Source organism: Armatimonadota bacterium (assembly GCA_035527535.1).
In the GTDB taxonomy this organism is placed as follows: domain Bacteria; phylum Armatimonadota; class Hebobacteria.
Window position 1 is genome coordinate 1 of the sequence record DATLAK010000128.1, and the last position, 16984, is coordinate 16984.

Here is a 16984-nt window from a genome sequence, read left to right on the forward strand (position 1 = left end):
AGGCTACGATCTACGCCCTGTCCTACCAGGGCAACACGGTCAGCGGCGCCCTGCGCGCCCTCGACCTTGGCGGCGGCATGGGCCAGCTCTTGAGTCAGGGCGCGACCTCCGAGACCGCCTCCTACCTGGTCAGCATCTTGCGCAGCCATGCCATCGCCGACACCGTGAGCCGCCATCTCGATCTCGCCCACCACCATGATTTCGCGCCCGCGCGCCCGGTCGGCGCATGGGCGCTGGCGGAGATGCTGCGGCGCCAGGTTGCCGCGCGCGGCGATTTCTCGGGCCTCATCACCATCACCGCCATCGCCCCCAGCGCGGAGCTCGCCGGCGACATCGCCAACGCTTACGTCGGCGCGCTCGATGATTTCATGTCCTCCTCCGCGCGGCGCAAGCGCCGCTTCATCGAGCGCCAACTGCGGGAGGCGCGGGCGCACCTGATGACTCTGGAGCGCGACCTGCAGAGCTATCAGACCAGCCACGGCAGCTATGCCCTCGACGTCGAGGCGCAAGAGATGATTCGCAACTGGGCGCAGGCGAGCGCGGAGCAGGCGGCGGCGCAGGTGGCGCTGCGTGAGAACGCGGGGGTGACCCAGGTCAGTGGCTCGATTGACGACCTGGTGGCGCTGCGCAGCCGGCGCGCGGGGTTGGAGGCGCGCAGCCAGGAGCTGCAGCGGCTGGTGGAGCGGCTGCAGCAGCGCCTGGCCACGCTGCCGCAGGTGGGGCTGGGCCTGGCGCGCCTGCAGCGGCGGGTCGCGCTCAAGCAGGCGCTGGTGGAAACGCTGGAATCGCAACTGCAACTGGTGCGCATCGCCGAGGTCGAGGAGCAGACGCGCTACCAGATGCTGGATCGCGCACATCCGCCGGCGCAGCCGGTGTGGCCGCGGCGCCAGCTGTCGGCGCTGGCCGGGGCGGCGGCGGGGCTGCTGTTGGGGTTGCTGGGGGCTTACGTGCTCGGCATGCGGCAGGAGGCAACCGATGGAGCAACCTGATCCGCGGATTACGGTGATCGTGCCCGCGCGGGAGGAGGAAGCGACCATCGCCGCGGTGGTCGCCGACGCCCGGCGCTACGCGCGCGAGGTGGTGGTGGTGGACGGCGAGTCACGCGACCGCACGGTCGAGCAGGCCCGACTGGCGCTGGCCGACGTCGTGTGCGACGACGGCCTGGGCAAGGGCGCCGCGCTGCGCATCGGCGCCCGGCACGCGCGCGGCGAGGTGCTGGTGTTCATGGACGCCGACGGCTCCCATGACCCCGCCGACATCCCGCGCCTGGCCGCGCCCATCCTGCGCGGGGAGGCCGAGCTGGTGGTGGGCTCGCGCATGTTGGGCGGCAGCGACGAGCTGCACGGCACCTTCGACAATTTCATCCGCAACACCGGCAGTTGCCTGCTGGCGGTGTTGGTCAACCGCCGCTGGCATGCCCGCCTGACCGACATCGAGAACGGCTTCCGCGCGGTCCGCAAGCAGGCCCTGCTGGCCCTGGGCACGCGCGAGCGCGGCTTCCTGATCGAGCAGGAGATGGTGCTCAAGTGCCTCAAGGCCGGCTACCGGGTGGCGGAGGTGGCCAGCCACGAGTACGAGCGCGCGGCCGGGTGCTCCAAGCTGCCGACGCGACAGGGATGGCGCTTCGTGTGGCACTTCACCAAGGAGATGCTGACGCGATGAGAGTGCTGCTGGTCAATCCCCCGGCGGCGGACGGCGTGCGCCAGGTGCGCGAGGGGCGCTGCATGCAGCGCGCGGGGGCGTGGACCGCGGTATGGACGCCGATCTCGCTCGCCACCTGCGCGGCGGTGCTGCGGCGCGACGGGCACCAGGTGCGCCTGCGCGACTGCATCGTCGAGGACCTTGACTTCAACCGGCTCGCCCACATCATCGGCGCCTTCCGCCCCGAGCTCGTGGTCTTCAACGCCGTCACCCCCGCCCTCGTCTCCGACCTCGGCACCGCGCGCTGGGTCAAGGCGGTCTGCCCGCAAGCGCGCTGCGCCGCCATCGGCATTCACGGCACCGCCCTGCCCGCGGAAACCCTGGAGCTGGAGCCCGCGCTCGATGCCGTCGTCCGCGGCGAGCCGGAGCTGACGATCGCCGAACTGGCAAGCGGCCGCGACTACTCGGCGATCGCCGGCATCTCGTGGCGCACAGACGCACCGCCGGGGGCCCCGATAGATCGGGATTCGGAAACGGCGGCGCCGGAGGGCGAGATACGCCACAACCCCGACCGCCCCTTCATCGCCGATCTCGACGACCTGCCCGCTCCCGCCTGGGACCTGATTCGTACCGGCCTTTATCGCATGCCTTTCTCCGGCGAGCGCTTCCTGCTGGTGGGCACCGGCCGCGGCTGCCCCTACCCCTGCACCTTCTGCGCCGACCGCACTTACTACGGCTGCCGCCTGCGCCTGCGCTCGGCCGGCAGCGTCGCCGACGAGATCGAGCGCAACCTGCGCGACTTCGGCATCCGCGATTTCCTGTTCTGGTCGGAGTCCTTCACCCTTAGCCGCCGCTTCGCCACCGAGCTGGCGGAGGAGATGATCCGCCGCCGCCTGGACGTGCGCTGGGTGTGCAACAGCCGCGTGGATCACGTTGACCGCGAGCTGCTGGAGCGGTTCCGCCGCGCCGGGTGCTGGATGATCGGCTACGGCATCGAGTCCGGCGTGCAGCGCATCCTCGACGGCGTGCGCAAGGGCACCACCCTCGCCCAGAACCGCGACGCGGTGCAGGCCGCCCACGCCGCCGGCCTCCAGGTTACCGGCCACTGCGTGCTCGGCTTCCCGGGCGAAACCCGCGCCGACATCATCGCCACCATCCGCTTCGCGCTCGACATCGGCCTCGACTTCGCCCAGTTCTACTGCGCCGTACCGTTCCCCGGCTCCCCCCTCTACGACGAGGCGCGCGCTGCGGGCTGGATCCAAGACGACGACTGGTCGCGCTTCGAGCAGAACTTCTCAGTGCTCAACACCCCTCAGCTCCGCGCCGAGGAGATCATGGAGCTGCGGCGAGCCGCCTACCGACGGTTCTACTTGCGGCCCAAGTTGATGGCTCGGACCCTGAAACAGACACACTCCCTACAGCAGCTTGGGCGGCTCGCCGGCAGCGTCAAGGACTTCCTGACGTGGGTGTGACGGCAAGCGAGGGGACCGTTTCTTCCCACCCCGCGCCTGGCCGCAGCCCTGGGCCACGGGGAACTGTCCCCTCGCTCCCGACGGCGGTCGCCGAACTGCATGACCACCGACGCATCTGGTGGGCGCGGCCGCTGCTGCGCAGCGCCTATGCCGACGCGTGGGCGGAGCTGTTCGCCTTCGCCGCGCCCGGGCCCAGCCTCGAGATCGGCTGCGGCTGCGGCAGCCTCGACGGCGCCCTGCCGCGCTGCTGGAAGAGCGATATCGTTGCCCTGCCCTGGGCCGACCTCGCGGCCGACGCCCTGCGCCTGCCCGTGCGCACCGGGGCGCTGGCCAACATCGCCGGCACCGATGTGCTCCACCACCTCCCGCGACCCTTTGACTTCCTGGCCGAGGCGGTCCGCGCGCTGCGCCCCGGCGGCCGCCTGCTGCTGCTCGAGCCCTTCATGTCGCGGCTGAGCTATCCCGTCTATCGCTACCTGCACCATGAACCGGCCGACCTGGGCAGCGATCCCGGGTACTGCGCAGGCGGCAACCAGGCGCTGCCGACCCTGCTGCTGTGGCGCCACCCCGAGCTGGTCGCCGCGCGCGCGCCGCGGTTGGAGATTATTCATTGCCGCCCGCGCGACGCCATCGTCTATCCGCTGTCGGGGGGGTATTCCTATCCGCCCCTGCTGCCGCGAGCGCTGGCGCGCGCGGCCTGGCGGGTGGAGCGGCGGCTGCGGCGCTGGATGCCGGCCATCGGCTTTCGCCTGGCGATCGCTCTGCGCCGCAGGGAGGGACACTGATGCGACGGCGGGTCGCGAGCGCAGCGGGTGCTGGCGGGCGCTATGCCCGGGGGCGCTGGCCGCTGCTGGCGTTCGCGGCCGTGCTGACCGCCTACCGCCTTACGCAGTGGGGGTATTTCGTTGTCCCCGCGCCGGACTTCTTCGATTTCGAGCACACTGCCCGCGCACTCGCCGCGGGGCATCTCCCGCACCAGTTTCAGCGCGCTCCGCTCTATCCGGCGCTGATCGCCCTGGTTTCGCCCCTCGTCGGCGGGGCTCGACCGACCCTCGCCGCGGCGCAGGGGATCAACCTCGCGCTCTCGGCGGCCGCGCTGGTCGTCATGTACGAGCTGTGTTTTCTGATCGTCGGGCGCTGGGCGCTGCTGGTGGTGATGCTCAGCGGCCTGCACTGGACGATGGCCTATGTGACCGTGCACCCGCTGGTCGAGCCGACCTTGATGGCGGCGATGCTGACGGCGCTCTACCTCCACGCCTCGGGGCGGCGCGGGGCCTACCTCGCCGCCGGGCTGGCGGCGGCGGGGCGCTATGATGCGCTCGCCGTCGTCGCCGCGCTCGCCGGCTGCGACTGGCGGCGGCGGCGTGATCCCCGGCGCGTGGCGCTGGCCGCGGGTCTCGCGGCCGCACCGGCCTTCACGTGGTTGGCAATCGGCGCCCTGCGCGGCGCGCCGAATCCCTACGCGCAAGTCGTCGTCGCGCAGAGCTCCGCCGGCTGGGAGTTCGTGCGCTCGCTGGCAATCAGCACCATCGGCTTCATGCCGGTGCAGGTGCTGCAGGGCGTGCTCGCGGACCGCGCCGTGTGGGGCGCGGCGGCGACTGGCGCCTTCGCCGTGATGGCTGTGCTCATGGCCATCGGGGCGCGCGTGCTGGTGCGACATCGCCCTGATGTCGCCGCGCCCATGCTGTCGGTGGGCGCGCTCTACGTCGGCATCCACCTCGCATATCCCGCCGCCAACACGCGGTTCGCGCTGCCCGTGCTGTGGCTTCCGCACCTGCTGGCGGTCGCGGGCGGGCTGGCGGTGGCGCGGTCCACGCAAGCCCATTGGCGCGTCGGCCCGGGGTGGCGCTGGGCGGTCGCGGCGGCGTCGGGGGGCGGGGCGGCGGCGGCGGCGGCGGCGTGGGCGGCGCGCCCGGACTGGCCGTGGATCGTCCCCCTGGCGGCCCCGGTGGCGATGGGCGTCATCGGCGTGCGCGCCGCCGGGCGCCAGGTCGTGGCGGCGCTGGCGGTGACGGCGTTGGCCGCCGCCGGGGCCATGGGCCTGAGCGGGTGGTACCTGGAGCGGGAGAGCGCGTGGTGGGCGGAGTTGCAGCCGGTGGCGCGGTGGTGTGATCAGCCGCGGGCGGAACCGGCATGCCTGGCGGGGACGAGCTCGGCCCTGGCGCTGGTGCGCGAGCTGTGCACGCGACCGCGGGTGCGCTTTTGCGACTTGGGGCCGCTCGAGCGCGCGCGGCCCGGGATCGCGTTGCCGGCGCGGGTGACTCATGTCTTGTGGAGCAGCACCGATATTCCGCTAAGCGGCCGGCAGCCGGCGATGGTGCTCAGCCGCCGCTACGCCGATGAGCGCAAGCGGTTGATTCCCACCGGGCAGCAGCTCGTGCGCCGGGTAGCCTGCGGGCGGGTTGTCGGCTGGCGCGCGTGCGCGGAATTCACGGTCCGCGGTCAGCGCGCGATCATCTATCGGCGCGAGACGACGGTTCAAGCGAGGGTGGGCATGGAGGTCCGGCGATGACGGCGGCAAGAGCCATGCTCTACCTGGCGGCGGGAGCGGCCGGGGTGGGGGTCAGCCTTGCACTGAGCGCCCAGGCGCCCCTGCTCCGCGCCGCTCCCGCGCTGATGGTGATCGGCGCCGCCGCCTGCGCCGCGGCGGCGCGTGGGGGTAGGTGGGCGCTGGCGCTGCTGGTAGTGGCGCCGTTTTTCCCGATACCGTTTCACGTCGGCGCTGCGATCGTGGGGCCGCCGGATGTGGCGGTGGTGCTGGTGCTGCTGGCGTGGGGCGGGGGCATGCTGGCGCGCGGGCGCATCGTCGTCCCGCGCACCCCGGGCGACTGGGCGCTCTCGGCGCTGGTGGTGGCGGCGCTGGGCTCGACCTTGGCCGTCGCCCTCAGCCCCGGCGTGGTGCCGCTGGCAGCGTCGGCCAAGAAGATCCTCCAGTTGGGGGTGTCCTTCGTCGGCCTCTACTACTTCGTCGCCCACGCCGCGCGCGAGCCGCGGGCACTGCGGTATGCGGTCGCGGTCTTCCTGGGCGTGGCCGCGCTGGAGGCCGCCTACGCGGTGCTGCTGCAGTTCGTCCCCGCGCAGTTGGGCCACCGCGGGCTGTGGCCGCCGTACCTGTCGGCGCGGGCGAGCATGCGCGCGATGGGCACGGTTGACGCCGGCTTCGGGCACTACATGGCGGCGGCGTGGGTGCTGGCGCTGGCGTTGGCGGCACAAGGCCGGGGGCGGCTGCGGGTACTGGCCGCGGGCGCGACGCCGGTGCTGCTGGCGGGCCTCATCAGCAGCGGCACGCGCGGCTCCGCGGCAGCGGCGGGCGCGGGATTGATGATGCTGATGCTTCTATCCGGCGGCCGCCGGTCGCTGCTGGCGGGGGTGGCGGGGCTGGCAGCCGCGGTGGGCGTGGCGGGCCTGGTCTGGCCCGGCGTCGCGGGGGCGGAGAAGATCGCGTTCGCGTTCACGTCGCACGGGAGCAGCGATCTCGCCGTGCGGCTGTTGAGCTGGAAGATCGGATGGGATCTCGCAATCACCCATCCGTGGCTGGGCCTGGGGCCGGGCGCCAACGCCCTCACCATCGAGGCACTGCTCGGCATCCCCGCCGACGCCTTGCGCTACGTCGAGGGCACGATGAACGCCTACCTCCAGGCCTTCCTCGAGAGCGGCCTGCTGGGGCTGGCGGGGATGATCGCCTTCATCGCCGCGATCAGCGGCGCCGCCCTCACCCGCGGGGCGCGCGGCCATCCCCTGGCGCTGGGCCTGGGGGCGGCGGTGTTCGTCCTCGGCATCACCGGCTTGACGGGGCCGCTGCTCATCGGCGGCATCGGGCACCTGCTGTTCACGCTGGCGGGGCTGGCGGCGGCCGCCGCGGCCGAGGAGCAGGCGCCATGACCCGGGGCACGGTCGCCCGCAACACCGGCATCATCACCATCGGCCTCGGCGCCGACAAGCTCGTCGGCGTGCTCAAGACCGTGCTCGTGGCGGCCCTGTTCGGCCTCTCGCGCGATCTCGACGCCATGCTGGCGGCGCTGGCGCTGCCCATGGCCGCCATCATCATCGGCTCGGAATCCCTGTCCACGGCAGCGCTCAACGTCATCGTCCGCCACCGCACCCGGGGGCGCGAGCGCGAGGGCTGGCGGGCGCTGAGCGCGCTGACCAACACCATCGCCCTGGTCGCCGTCGCAGGCACGGCTCTGTATGCTATCGCCGCCCCCCAGGTGGTGCGGGCGGTCGCACCGGGCCTGGACCCGGCGACCGCCGCGCGGGCGGTATTGCTCACGCGGGTGCTGGCGCCCCTGGTGCCGTTGCAATTCGCGCTCGGCATCGCCCAGGGCGCGCTGCACGCTCATGGCAGGTTCTGGCTGCCCGCGGCGCGGCTGGCGGTCTCCAATGCGGTGGCGGTCATCGTCCTGGCGTGGCTGCATCCTCGCCTCGGCATCACCGCCTACGCGCTCGGCTTCCTCGCCGGCGACGGCGTGGCGGTCATCGCTCACTTGCCGGCGCTGGCGCGAGTAGGCTGGCGCTGGCAGCCGGTGCTCGATTTGGGCTGCCCCGAGGTGCGGCGGGCGCTGGCATTCAGCGCGCCGATGTTGGGCGGCGCCATCATCCTGCAGGCGATGATGATCCTGGAGAAGACCTTCGCCTCGACCCTGGCTGCGGGCAGCATCTCGTGCCTGGACTACGGCGTTCGGCTGCTCCTGCTGTTCTACGTGTTCGAGCGCGCCCTGACCAATGCGCTCTTCCCGCATCTCGCGCAGCGCTTCGCCGAGAGCTCGCTGGAGCGTTTCCGCCACCTCGTCGCCGCCGGCGTGCGCGCCCACGTGCTGGTGGCGCTGCCGGTGACGGTCGGGGCGCTGCTGCTGCGGGAGCCGCTCATCCGCCTCCTGCTCCAGCGCGGGGCGTTCGACGCGCGGGCGACGGCCCTCTCCTCGTGGGTGGCCGCGCTCTACCTGTTCGGTTTGCTCGGCATGAGCCTGCGCCATTTCCTGGCCCAGGTCTATCATGCGACGGGCGATTCGCGCACCCCCATGATCGCCGCGGCGGCGTCGCTCGCGATCTACATCGGCGCCGCGCGCCTGCTGCTGCCGGCGCTGGGCGCGGGGGCGCTCGCGCTTGCATTGTCGCTGGCGATGAGCGCCAACGCGGCGCTGATGATGGCGGCGCTGGCGCGCGCGACCCACGGCGTGAGCTGGCGCCCGCTGGCGCTGTTCACCGCCAAAGCGGTGGTGGCCTCCCTGGTGGTGGGCGCCCTGCTGTGGGCGGGGCGCGACCGGGCCGGCGCGCTGGAAGGACGATGGGCGCTCCTGCTGTTGCCCGGCGCGGCGGCGGCGGGGGCGGCCGTGTACACCTGCGTCCTCGCCTGCCTGCGCACCGAAGAGGCGCTGGAGATCGGGCGCATCGGCCGCCAGTTGCTGCGGCGAGCGCACTGATGGCTAGGCCCGTACCGGCGGGCCGCCATGGCAGGCCGACTCGTCGGCCTTAGCCACATGGCTATGCACATGACGCGCAACTCGACAAGTGCCGCCGCCGACGCCGCGTCAGCGGCCGCCCTCCTGGCCTGCCCGATTGACGGCGGTCATCCGCTGGCGGCAGTCGGCGCCGGGCTGCGCTGCCCGAGATGCGGGCAGGCATACCCCATTGAGGAGGGCATCGTGCGCATGCTGCGGGAGCCGACCGATACCGGGGACCTGGCGGCGCGCGAGATGCGGGCGCGCGATGCCCGCGCCGGCGAGTACGACGCCGTCATTCCGCGCTACGTGCAGACGGTGGAAACAGAGGCGGTGATGCAGCGCCTCGGGGTGCGGCGCGGGCACGTGGTGCTCGACGCCGGCGCCGGCACCGGCAAGCTCACCCACGCCGCGGCGGCGACCGGGGCGACGGTGGTGGCGGTTGACTTCTCGGTCTCCTCGCTGCTGGTCAACCGCCGCAAGGCCGACCCCGGCTGGCGCCTCCATTTTGTCGCGGGCGATGTCAGATGCCTGCCGGCGCGACCCGCGTCATTCGACCGCGTCGTCAGCACCCAGGTCCTCGAGCACCTGCCGGAGCCGGCGCAGCGCCGGTGCGCGCTCGAGCTCATGGGCCGCGCGCTCAAGCCGGGCGGGAGGTTGGTGCTCACCGCCTACAACTACCCCCTGGCCGGCCGCATCGGCGGCGCCCGCGAGGGTTTGCACGCCGGCGAGATCTTCTTCCACCGGTTCACCGCCGGCGAGCTCGGCGCCATGTTCGAGGGGTGGAGCATCGAGGAGCTGTGTGGTATCCGCAACCTGCCGACGTTCGCGACCAACGGCGGCGGCCGTCTCCCGGCGCGCATTGACCATCTCCTGGAGCGCTTCCCGTGGTCGCGGCTGACGGGCGACCTGCTGCTCGTCGCCGCGCGGAAACCATGATGCGGGTGACCGCGATTACAACTGTGGAGGGCCTGCTCGCGCTGCGCCGCGAGTGGGAGGCCCTCGCCGCCGCCAGCGCGCAGGCGGGACCGTTCCTGTCCTGGCCCTGGGCGCGCGCCGCGCTGCGCCGGCTGCACGACGCGACGCCCTGCGCCCTCGCCGCGCGCGCTGAAGACGGCGAGCTGCGCGCGCTGATGCCGCTGGTCAATCACGGCGGAGGCCTGCGCTTCGTCGCGGCGGAGCGCTCGATCTACCTCGGCATGCTGGCGCGCGCCGACGACCTGGCGCCGGCGGCGCAGGCGTTCGCGCAGTGGCTGCGCGGCGCGCGCGCCTGGCGCACGGTGGTGCTGTCCGCGCTGCCGGAGGAGCAGCTATGTCCGCTGGCGGACGCGCTGGCAGAGGCCGGCATCACCTATCGCGTGGAGCGGGACCGGCCCTCCTATGTCATGCCCTTGCCGGACTCGGCGGCGGTGTTCGCGGAGCGCCTGACCGGCTCATTCCGCAAGCGGCTGGACTACTACCGGCGGCGGCTGGAGCGCGAATGCGCCGTCGAGTACCGCGTCTGCAGCCCGCGCGATGATCCGCAGGCGTTCGCGGACTTCCTGCGCCTGCACCGGCTGCGCATGGACGCCGCGGGACGCCGGTCGCGCCTGGCCGAGGGCGAGTCCGCAGACTTCCTTCGCGAGGCCTTGACCGCCATGGACGGCGCGGCGTCAGTGGGCCTGCTGCGGTGCGACGGCCGCGCGGCGGCGGCGCTGGCGGGCATGCGCTGGGGCGACACCTTCTATTTCTGGAACAGCGGGTTCGACCCGGCTTTCGCGCAGTATAACGTTGGCGACCTGATCCAGCGCCTGACCATGGAAACCGCGATCGCGGCCGGGCTGCGGCGCTTCGACTTCTTATGGGGCGGGGAAGCTTACAAGCTGCGCTGGGGGGCCCAGCGACGCGACACCTATCGGCTGGAGGCGGGGCGCTCGCGCCTGCGGCTGGCGCTGTGCGCAACCGGGCGGACGGCGATCCGCGCGTCGCGCCGCGCGACCGCCGCGGCGGCCCGCAGACTCCGCCTCTCGCGGCCGCGCTGCGGCGCTTTGCCGAGGGGACAGCTCCCCGTGGCCCAGGGCGGCGGCCAGGCGCGGGGCGGGAAGGAGCTGTCCCCTGCCGCCAATCGGGGAGAACACTGATGTCTGCTCTGGCGCAATCCATGCTCTCACGCACCGCCGGTCGCGTGTGGTCGCGGTTGCTGGAGGCGACCGACATCGCCGCCGCCGCCATCCCCATTCTCTGCTATCACTCCATCTCCGACGAGCCGCACGCGATCAACCCCGCCCGCTTCGCGGCGCAGATGCGCTGGCTGCGCCGGCGCGGATACCGCGGCGTCGGACTCGAACAGGTGGTGCACCCGACACCGCCCTGCGGGGGCGACCGGCGCGTCGTCATCACCTTCGACGACGGCCTGGCGGATCTGGAGGCCAATGCGCTGCCGGTGCTGGTCGAGTGCGGTCTGCGGGCGATCATATTCTTCTCGCCCGCGCTGGCGGGGATGACGGCGTGGTACTCACCGCGGACGCGGGCCATGGTCACCTCCCCCGAGGAGGGCGCCAAGCGGCTCGACTTCATGTCGTGGGAGCAAGCCGACCGCATGGCCGCGGCCGGCATGTCGTTCCAGAGCCACGGCTGGTCGCACGCGCGCTTGAGCGCGCTCGACTACGGCGAGCTGGTGGATGAACTGTCACGCTCGCGGCGCGTGCTGGAGGAGCACTTCGGGACGCCGGTGCGTTTCCTGTCATATCCCTTCGGCGACTTCGATGCGCCGACGCAGCAGGCGGCCGCGGGGCTGGGCTACATGGGGGCGGCGAGCACCCGGCCGGGCTTCAGCGGCCCCGGCTGCGACCGCTATGCCCTGCGCCGGGTGGCGCCCAATCCCACCGATGACCTGTGCGCTTTCGCGTTCAAGCTCTCCCCTGCGGCCGGGTGGTACTATCGCCGCACCCGCCCCCCGGAGGATGGCGGCTGATGCATCGCGCCAACGGCCATATCCGCGTCCTGCACAGCGTCGGCCCCGGCGACCTGGCCGGCACGCAGCGCGCGCTCGCCACCTACCTCGAGGCCGCCGACCGCGACCGCTTCGAGCATCATGTCATCTGCCGCTCCGACGGGGGGCTGGTCGAGTGCCTGCGCCGCCTCGACCTCCATGTGACCGTGGTCCCGGCCCGCGCCTACTGGCACCCCGCGCCCGCGGCCAAGCTCGCGCGCACCCTGCGCGGCGGCGGGTTTCAGCTCTTTCACATGAACCCCAGCCGCGTCGAGGGCATCATCGCCCATCTGCTGGGGGTGCCTGTCGTATGCCGCCGCAATGTCGGCTTCGATCCCTTCTGGGCGCGCTGGCGCCAGGACGGCCCCCTGGCCCGCCTGCTCAACGCGCCGATTGACCGCTTCATCGTGCCCGCGGCGTTCCTGGTGGGGGAGTACGAGCGGCGCGGCGTGCCGCGGGCGCGCGTGCGGGTGGTCCGCAACGGGGTCTCCATCACCGCGCCGGCCGCGGCCGAGATCCGCCGCGCCCGCCGCGAGATGGGCGATGGGCGAGCGCCGCTGGTGGTATCCGCCGGGCGGCTGGTGGGCCTCAAGGGGCATGCGACGCTGCTGCGCGCGGTGGCCGCGCTCGGACGCCGCCGCGTCAACGTGCGCGCGGCGATCATCGGCGACGGCGAGGAGCGCGCGGGGCTGGAGCGACTGGCCGCCGACCTCGGCCTGCGCGGCCGGGTGCGGTTTATCGGCTGGAAGCCGCAGGTCGCGCCTTACCTGGCGGCGGCGGATCTCTACGCGCAGCCGTCGCTGAGCGAGGTCCTGCCCAACGCGGTGCTGGAGGCGATGGCGCTGGGGGGCTGCGTGGCGGCGAGCGACGTGGGGGGCATGCGCGACGCCATCACCCCGGGGGTCAACGGGGAGCTGGTCGCGCCCGGCGACGCCGAAGCGCTGGCGGCGGCGCTGCGGGCTTTGCTCGCCAACCCCGAGCGGCGCGGACGACTGGGGGCGGCGGCGCGCGCGACCATCGCGCGCGACTTCACGGTGGCCGAGATGGTGCGCCGCACCGAAGCCGTGTACGAGGAACTCATCGAGGTGACCACATGACCGATTCCACAGCCGTCAACCCCGCGCCGGGAAGCGAACCCCGGTCCCCGCGGCTGGAGAACGTGCGCCGGGTGATGCTGGCGACGGTACCCAATCGCTACAACCGCTATCACAACGTGCACTACCCGCCGCTGGGGCTGCTCTACCTGGCGAGCTATGTACGCGCAGCCGGCTTCGAGGTGAAGGTGGTGGACGCCGCCGCGCAGGGGATGGACTACGACGCCCTGGGCCGCGCCGTCGAGGGGGCGGCGCCCGATGTCCTGGGCCTGACCTGCACCACTCACACCCGCCTGGAGCTGGCGGAGACGACGGCGGCGCTGCGCGAGCGCCTACCCGACCTGCCGCTGGTGGTGGGCGGCCCCCATGTCACCTTCTGCCCGCAGGAGACCCTGCGGCGCACCGCCGCCGACGTGGTGGTGATGGGGGAGGGCGAGCACAAGCTGCTGCGACTGGTGCGCGGCGAGGCGTGGAGCGAGATCGCGGGCATCGCCTATCGCCGCAACGGCGACGTGGTGGTCAATGACGGCGCGGCCGCGCCCTGCGACCTGGACCGCCTGCCGCCGCCTTCGCGCGACCTGGTGGACATGCGCCGCTACCCCGGGTATCGCAGCCTGGGGCGGCGCAGCACGCAGGTGCTGTCCAACCGCGGCTGTCCCTTCGGCTGCGCCTATTGCTCGGCGACGTTTTTCTGGGGCAAGCGCACGCGCAGCCTCGCCGCCGAGCGCGTGGTGGATGAGATCGAGTCCATCGTCCGCGACTACGGCATCACCGGCATCTACTTCTATGACGATGCGTTCACCACCGACCGGCGCAAGGCGCGCGCGGTGTGCGAGCTGCTGATCGCGCGCAACCTGGGGGTGGTATGGGGCACCAGCACCCGCGTGGACCTGGTGGATCGCGAGATGCTGGGGCTGATGGCGCGCGCGGGCTGCCGCCAGCTCGACTTCGGCCTCGAAACCCTCAACCCCAACGTCTGCGCCAAGATCGGCACCAAGGCCACCTGCGAGCAGGCGGCCGAGGTCATCGAGGCGGCGTGGCAGGCCGGCATTCGCCTCCTCACCCTCTACCTCATCATCGGCCTGCCCGGGGATGATCCCGCCGGCCTGCGCGAGACCTTCGCGCGCTGTCTCTCCACCCGCGCGACCCTGCTCTCGACGCAAATCCTGCGCATCTACCCCGGCACCGAGGTCGAGCGCATGGCCCGCCGCCAGGGGCTGCTGCCCGCTGATTTCGGCTGGTACGACCGCCACCATCAAGGCATGGTGAACTTCCCCACCGTCCCCATCTACGACGAGCAGCCGCGCGCGACGCTGCTGCGCCAGTATTCGTTCCTGAGCAAGTACCTGCGCCTGAGTTCGGCCCTGCGCCAGCGGGTGCCGGGCCTCGGGGTGCGCCTCCTGTCGCGGGTGGAGCCGGCGGTGTTTCGGGCGCTGACGGCGCTGCGTCCCGAGTTCCGGGGCGGGGCGCGCGCGGGCGTCGGTTCGCGCGCTACCGCGGAGGGCGAACCGTGAGCCGCGTGCTGCACGTCATCAACCACCTGGGCTGCGGCGGTGCGGAGAACCTGGTGCGCGGGATGGCGCGCCACCTGCGCGCCCGCGGGTGGCAGGTCACCGTGTGCGCGCTTGGCGAGCCGGTCTCCGCCGCCGACGGCCTCGACCTGCGCTGCCTGGGGGCGAAGGGGCCGGGAGATGTGTCCGGCTACCTGCGCCTGCGCCGTCTGCTGCGTGAGCTGCGGCCGGAGCTCGTGCACGTGCACCTGCTGTGGGCCGAGCTGTGGGGCCTCGCGGCGGCCCGCGCCGCGCGCGCGTCCGTCATCATTCACGGCCACTGCACCCTCGATGCGCGCGCCCGGCCGGGACTGGCGCGCCTGTGCAGCCGCGCGCTGGCGCGCCGCGCCGCCGCCACCATCGCCATCTCGCGCGCGGTGGCGCACTACCGCGTCGCCTGCTGCGGCGACGCGCCCGCTCGCGTGCGGGTGGTGCACAACGGGGTCGAGCTCGCGGACTTCGGGGCCGGCGACGGCGCGCGCCGCCGGGCGCGCGCCCGCTGGGGGCTGCCGCCGGAGGAACCGGTGGCGGGCACGGTCGCGCGACTGCATCCGGTGAAGGGGGTCGAGGTCTTCATCGGCGCGGCGGCGCTGGTCGCACGCTGGCATCCCGGGGCGCGCTTCCTGGTTGTCGGGGGCGGGCCGGAGCGGGCGCGACTGCGCGCGCTGGCGACGGAGCTGGGGCTCGACGGGCGCGTGGTGTTCACCGGCGAGCTGGCGACCACGCAGGCGCACGCGGCGCTGGCGGCGATGGACCTGTTCGTCCTGCCCTCGCTGCGCGAGGGCCTGGGTCTGGCGGTGATCGAGGCGATGGCGGCGGGGCGGGCGGTGGTGGCGTCGGACTGCGAGGGCATCGCGGAGGTGGTGGAGGACGGGCGCAGCGGGCTGCTGTTCGCGCCGGGCGATGCGCGGGCGCTGGCGGGCAAGCTCGACCTGCTGCTGCGGCGGCCGCAGTTGGCGCGGCGGCTGGCGGCGGCCGCGCGCGAGCGGGTGCGCGAGCGGTTCTCGCTGCCAGGCATGGTGTCGCAGGTGGAGGCGCTGTACCGGGCGGCGATGGGCGCCCGCGATCGGTCCCAAGCAGCGGGCGGAGCGGAGATCCGCCCCTACATTATCGTGAGGAGGTGAGCAAGCGATGGCCATGTTCCTGGTGACGGGAGGGGCGGGCTTCATCGGGTCGGCGATCGTGGAGGAGCTGATAGCGCGCGGCCACGAGGTGCGCGTGCTCGACAACTTCTCGACCGGCAAGCACGACAACCTGGACGCGGTGCGAGGCGCCATTCGCATGTTGGAGGGCGATCTGCGCGACCCGGTGACCGTGCGCCTGGCGTGCAGCGACGTTGACTACGTGCTGCACCAGGCGGCGCTGGCGTCGGTGGCGCGGTCGCTGGTGGACCCGGTGACCACCGCCGAGGTCAACCTCAACGGCACGCTCAACGTGCTGATGGCGGCGCGCGACGCGGGGGTGCGGCGGGTCGTCTTCGCCGGCAGCTCGTCGGTCTATGGCGATAACCCGCAGCTGCCCAAGCGCGAGGACGCCGAGCCGCGGCCGCTGTCGCCGTACGCGGTGAGCAAGCTCGCGGGCGAGCACTACTGCCGCGTGTTCCATCGCCTCTACGGGCTGCAGACGGTGGTGCTGCGCTACTTCAACGTTTACGGCCCCCGCCAGCGGCCGGATTCGCAGTACGCGGCGGTGATCCCCAAGTTCGCCGACGCGCTGCTGCACGGCCAGCGCCCGGTCATTCACGGCGACGGCGCGCAGTCGCGCGATTTCACTTACGTCGCCAACGTCGTGCAGGCCAACCTGCTGGCGTGCGAGGCGCCGCAGGCGCCGGGCGGGGTCTTCAATATCGCCTGCGGGAGCCGGGTCAACCTGCTCCAGCTCCTCGACTTGCTGCGCGCGCACACCGGCAACGGCATCGCGCCCGAGCACGCGGCCTCGCGTCCCGGCGATGTGCTCCACAGCGTCGCCGATATCTCCCGCGCCGCCAGCTTGCTGGGCTACACCCCGCAGGTGGACATTCGCGAGGGCCTGCGGCGCACCGTGGAGTGGCACCGCTCACGCCTGTCGCTGGGCGGCAGCACCCACGCCGCCATGGGAGCGTCGGCATAGGCGAAGGCCCCCCCGACGAGTCGGCGCGCCCACTTGCTGCGGCGATGAAACATTTCCTCGCCGCCGGCCGTCAAATAGGATGAAGCTTCGCCGGGTGGTTGCGGGCGTGTGTGTCGCCGGCGGCACAGCGGAGCCGCCCGCGCGCCGTGGCGGACGATATAATAGAGGGCGGACGGCGGGGGCAGCGAGGAGCGAATCATGAGGAAATGTATATCGTGGGCGCTAATGGCGATCGTGCTGATCGGGATCGGCGCCAGCGGCGCGGCGGCGGACGGCAACGACGACCACGGTCGTCTGACGGTCATCGCCGCAGGCGGTGCCACGCCGTTCGTCTACCAGGGGCACACCTATGTGCCCCTCAAGCGCACCGCCGATTACCTGGGCGCGGGGCTGCTGTGGGACGCCATGCACAACCGCGCTACCCTCACCTATCGCGACCGGGAGCTGGGTCTGGCGATCGGCAGCACCAGCGCCTACTACATGGGGCAACCGGTGATGCTGCCGGTGCCGCCGATCGTGGTCAACGGCCAGATGCTGGTTCCGGTGATCCTCTTCGACCGCTATTTCGAGGTTCCGGTGCGCTGGCAGCCGGAGTACAACCGGGTGCTGATCCTGGGGCCGCCGGGGTGGGGCTACTACCAGGCGCTGCCCTATGCGCCCCCCTACGTGGTAACCATCATTCGCGGCTACGGGCCGCCGCCGTGGGCGC

The 16984-nt window shown here is 72.7% G+C and carries 15 protein-coding genes; all 15 read left to right on the top strand.

The window, feature by feature from the left end; all coding sequences use genetic code 11:
* Window positions 1-989, top strand: a 989-nt coding sequence (locus VM221_09125) for a hypothetical protein (GenBank protein HUT74975.1), incomplete at its 5' end; no start/stop codon positions are given.
* Complete coding sequence (locus tag VM221_09130; GenBank protein HUT74976.1) at window positions 976-1662, top strand: glycosyltransferase family 2 protein; 687 nt, start codon at window positions 976-978, stop codon at window positions 1660-1662. The genes VM221_09125 and VM221_09130, both read left to right, overlap by 14 nt.
* Entirely contained in the window at window positions 1659-3113 is a 1455-nt protein-coding gene (locus tag VM221_09135) for a radical SAM protein (protein HUT74977.1), read from the top strand. Before VM221_09130 ends, VM221_09135 begins: the two co-directional genes overlap by 4 nt.
* The gene (locus VM221_09140) at window positions 3104-3898 is read left to right on the top strand and encodes a methyltransferase domain-containing protein (protein HUT74978.1); all 795 of its coding nucleotides are present in this window, start codon (window positions 3104-3106) and stop codon (window positions 3896-3898) included. Before VM221_09135 ends, VM221_09140 begins: the two co-directional genes overlap by 10 nt.
* A complete protein-coding gene (locus tag VM221_09145) occupies window positions 3898-5625 on the top strand; it encodes a hypothetical protein (GenBank protein ID HUT74979.1) in 1728 nt (575 codons plus the stop codon). The genes VM221_09140 and VM221_09145 overlap by 1 nt, the downstream gene beginning before the upstream one ends.
* Entirely contained in the window at window positions 5622-6995 is a 1374-nt protein-coding gene (locus tag VM221_09150) for an O-antigen ligase family protein (GenBank protein HUT74980.1), read from the top strand. Before VM221_09145 ends, VM221_09150 begins: the two co-directional genes overlap by 4 nt.
* Window positions 6992-8533, top strand: a complete 1542-nt coding sequence (murJ, locus tag VM221_09155; protein HUT74981.1) for a murein biosynthesis integral membrane protein MurJ — start codon at window positions 6992-6994, stop codon at window positions 8531-8533. The genes VM221_09150 and murJ overlap by 4 nt, the downstream gene beginning before the upstream one ends.
* Window positions 8534-8560: 27 nt before the next feature.
* Window positions 8561-9490: a methyltransferase domain-containing protein gene (locus VM221_09160; GenBank protein ID HUT74982.1), complete on the top strand. Its 930-nt coding sequence runs from the start codon at window positions 8561-8563 to the stop codon at window positions 9488-9490.
* Entirely contained in the window at window positions 9487-10671 is a 1185-nt protein-coding gene (locus VM221_09165; protein ID HUT74983.1) for a GNAT family N-acetyltransferase, read from the top strand. The genes VM221_09160 and VM221_09165 overlap by 4 nt, the downstream gene beginning before the upstream one ends.
* Window positions 10671-11504 carry a polysaccharide deacetylase family protein gene (locus VM221_09170; protein ID HUT74984.1) on the top strand — a complete coding sequence of 278 codons (834 nt, stop codon included), beginning with the start codon at window positions 10671-10673 and terminating at the stop codon, window positions 11502-11504. Before VM221_09165 ends, VM221_09170 begins: the two co-directional genes overlap by 1 nt.
* A complete protein-coding gene (locus VM221_09175; protein HUT74985.1) occupies window positions 11504-12619 on the top strand; it encodes a glycosyltransferase in 1116 nt (371 codons plus the stop codon). Before VM221_09170 ends, VM221_09175 begins: the two co-directional genes overlap by 1 nt.
* Entirely contained in the window at window positions 12616-14130 is a 1515-nt protein-coding gene (locus VM221_09180) for a radical SAM protein (GenBank protein HUT74986.1), read from the top strand. The genes VM221_09175 and VM221_09180 overlap by 4 nt, the downstream gene beginning before the upstream one ends.
* Entirely contained in the window at window positions 14127-15290 is a 1164-nt protein-coding gene (locus VM221_09185; protein ID HUT74987.1) for a glycosyltransferase, read from the top strand. Before VM221_09180 ends, VM221_09185 begins: the two co-directional genes overlap by 4 nt.
* Before the next feature lie 7 nt (window positions 15291-15297).
* Window positions 15298-16275, top strand: coding sequence for an SDR family oxidoreductase (locus VM221_09190; GenBank protein ID HUT74988.1), 978 nt, complete (start codon window positions 15298-15300; stop codon window positions 16273-16275).
* A gap of 198 nt (window positions 16276-16473) precedes the next feature.
* The coding region (locus tag VM221_09195) for a copper amine oxidase N-terminal domain-containing protein (GenBank protein ID HUT74989.1) at window positions 16474-16984 on the top strand (511 nt) is incomplete at its 3' end.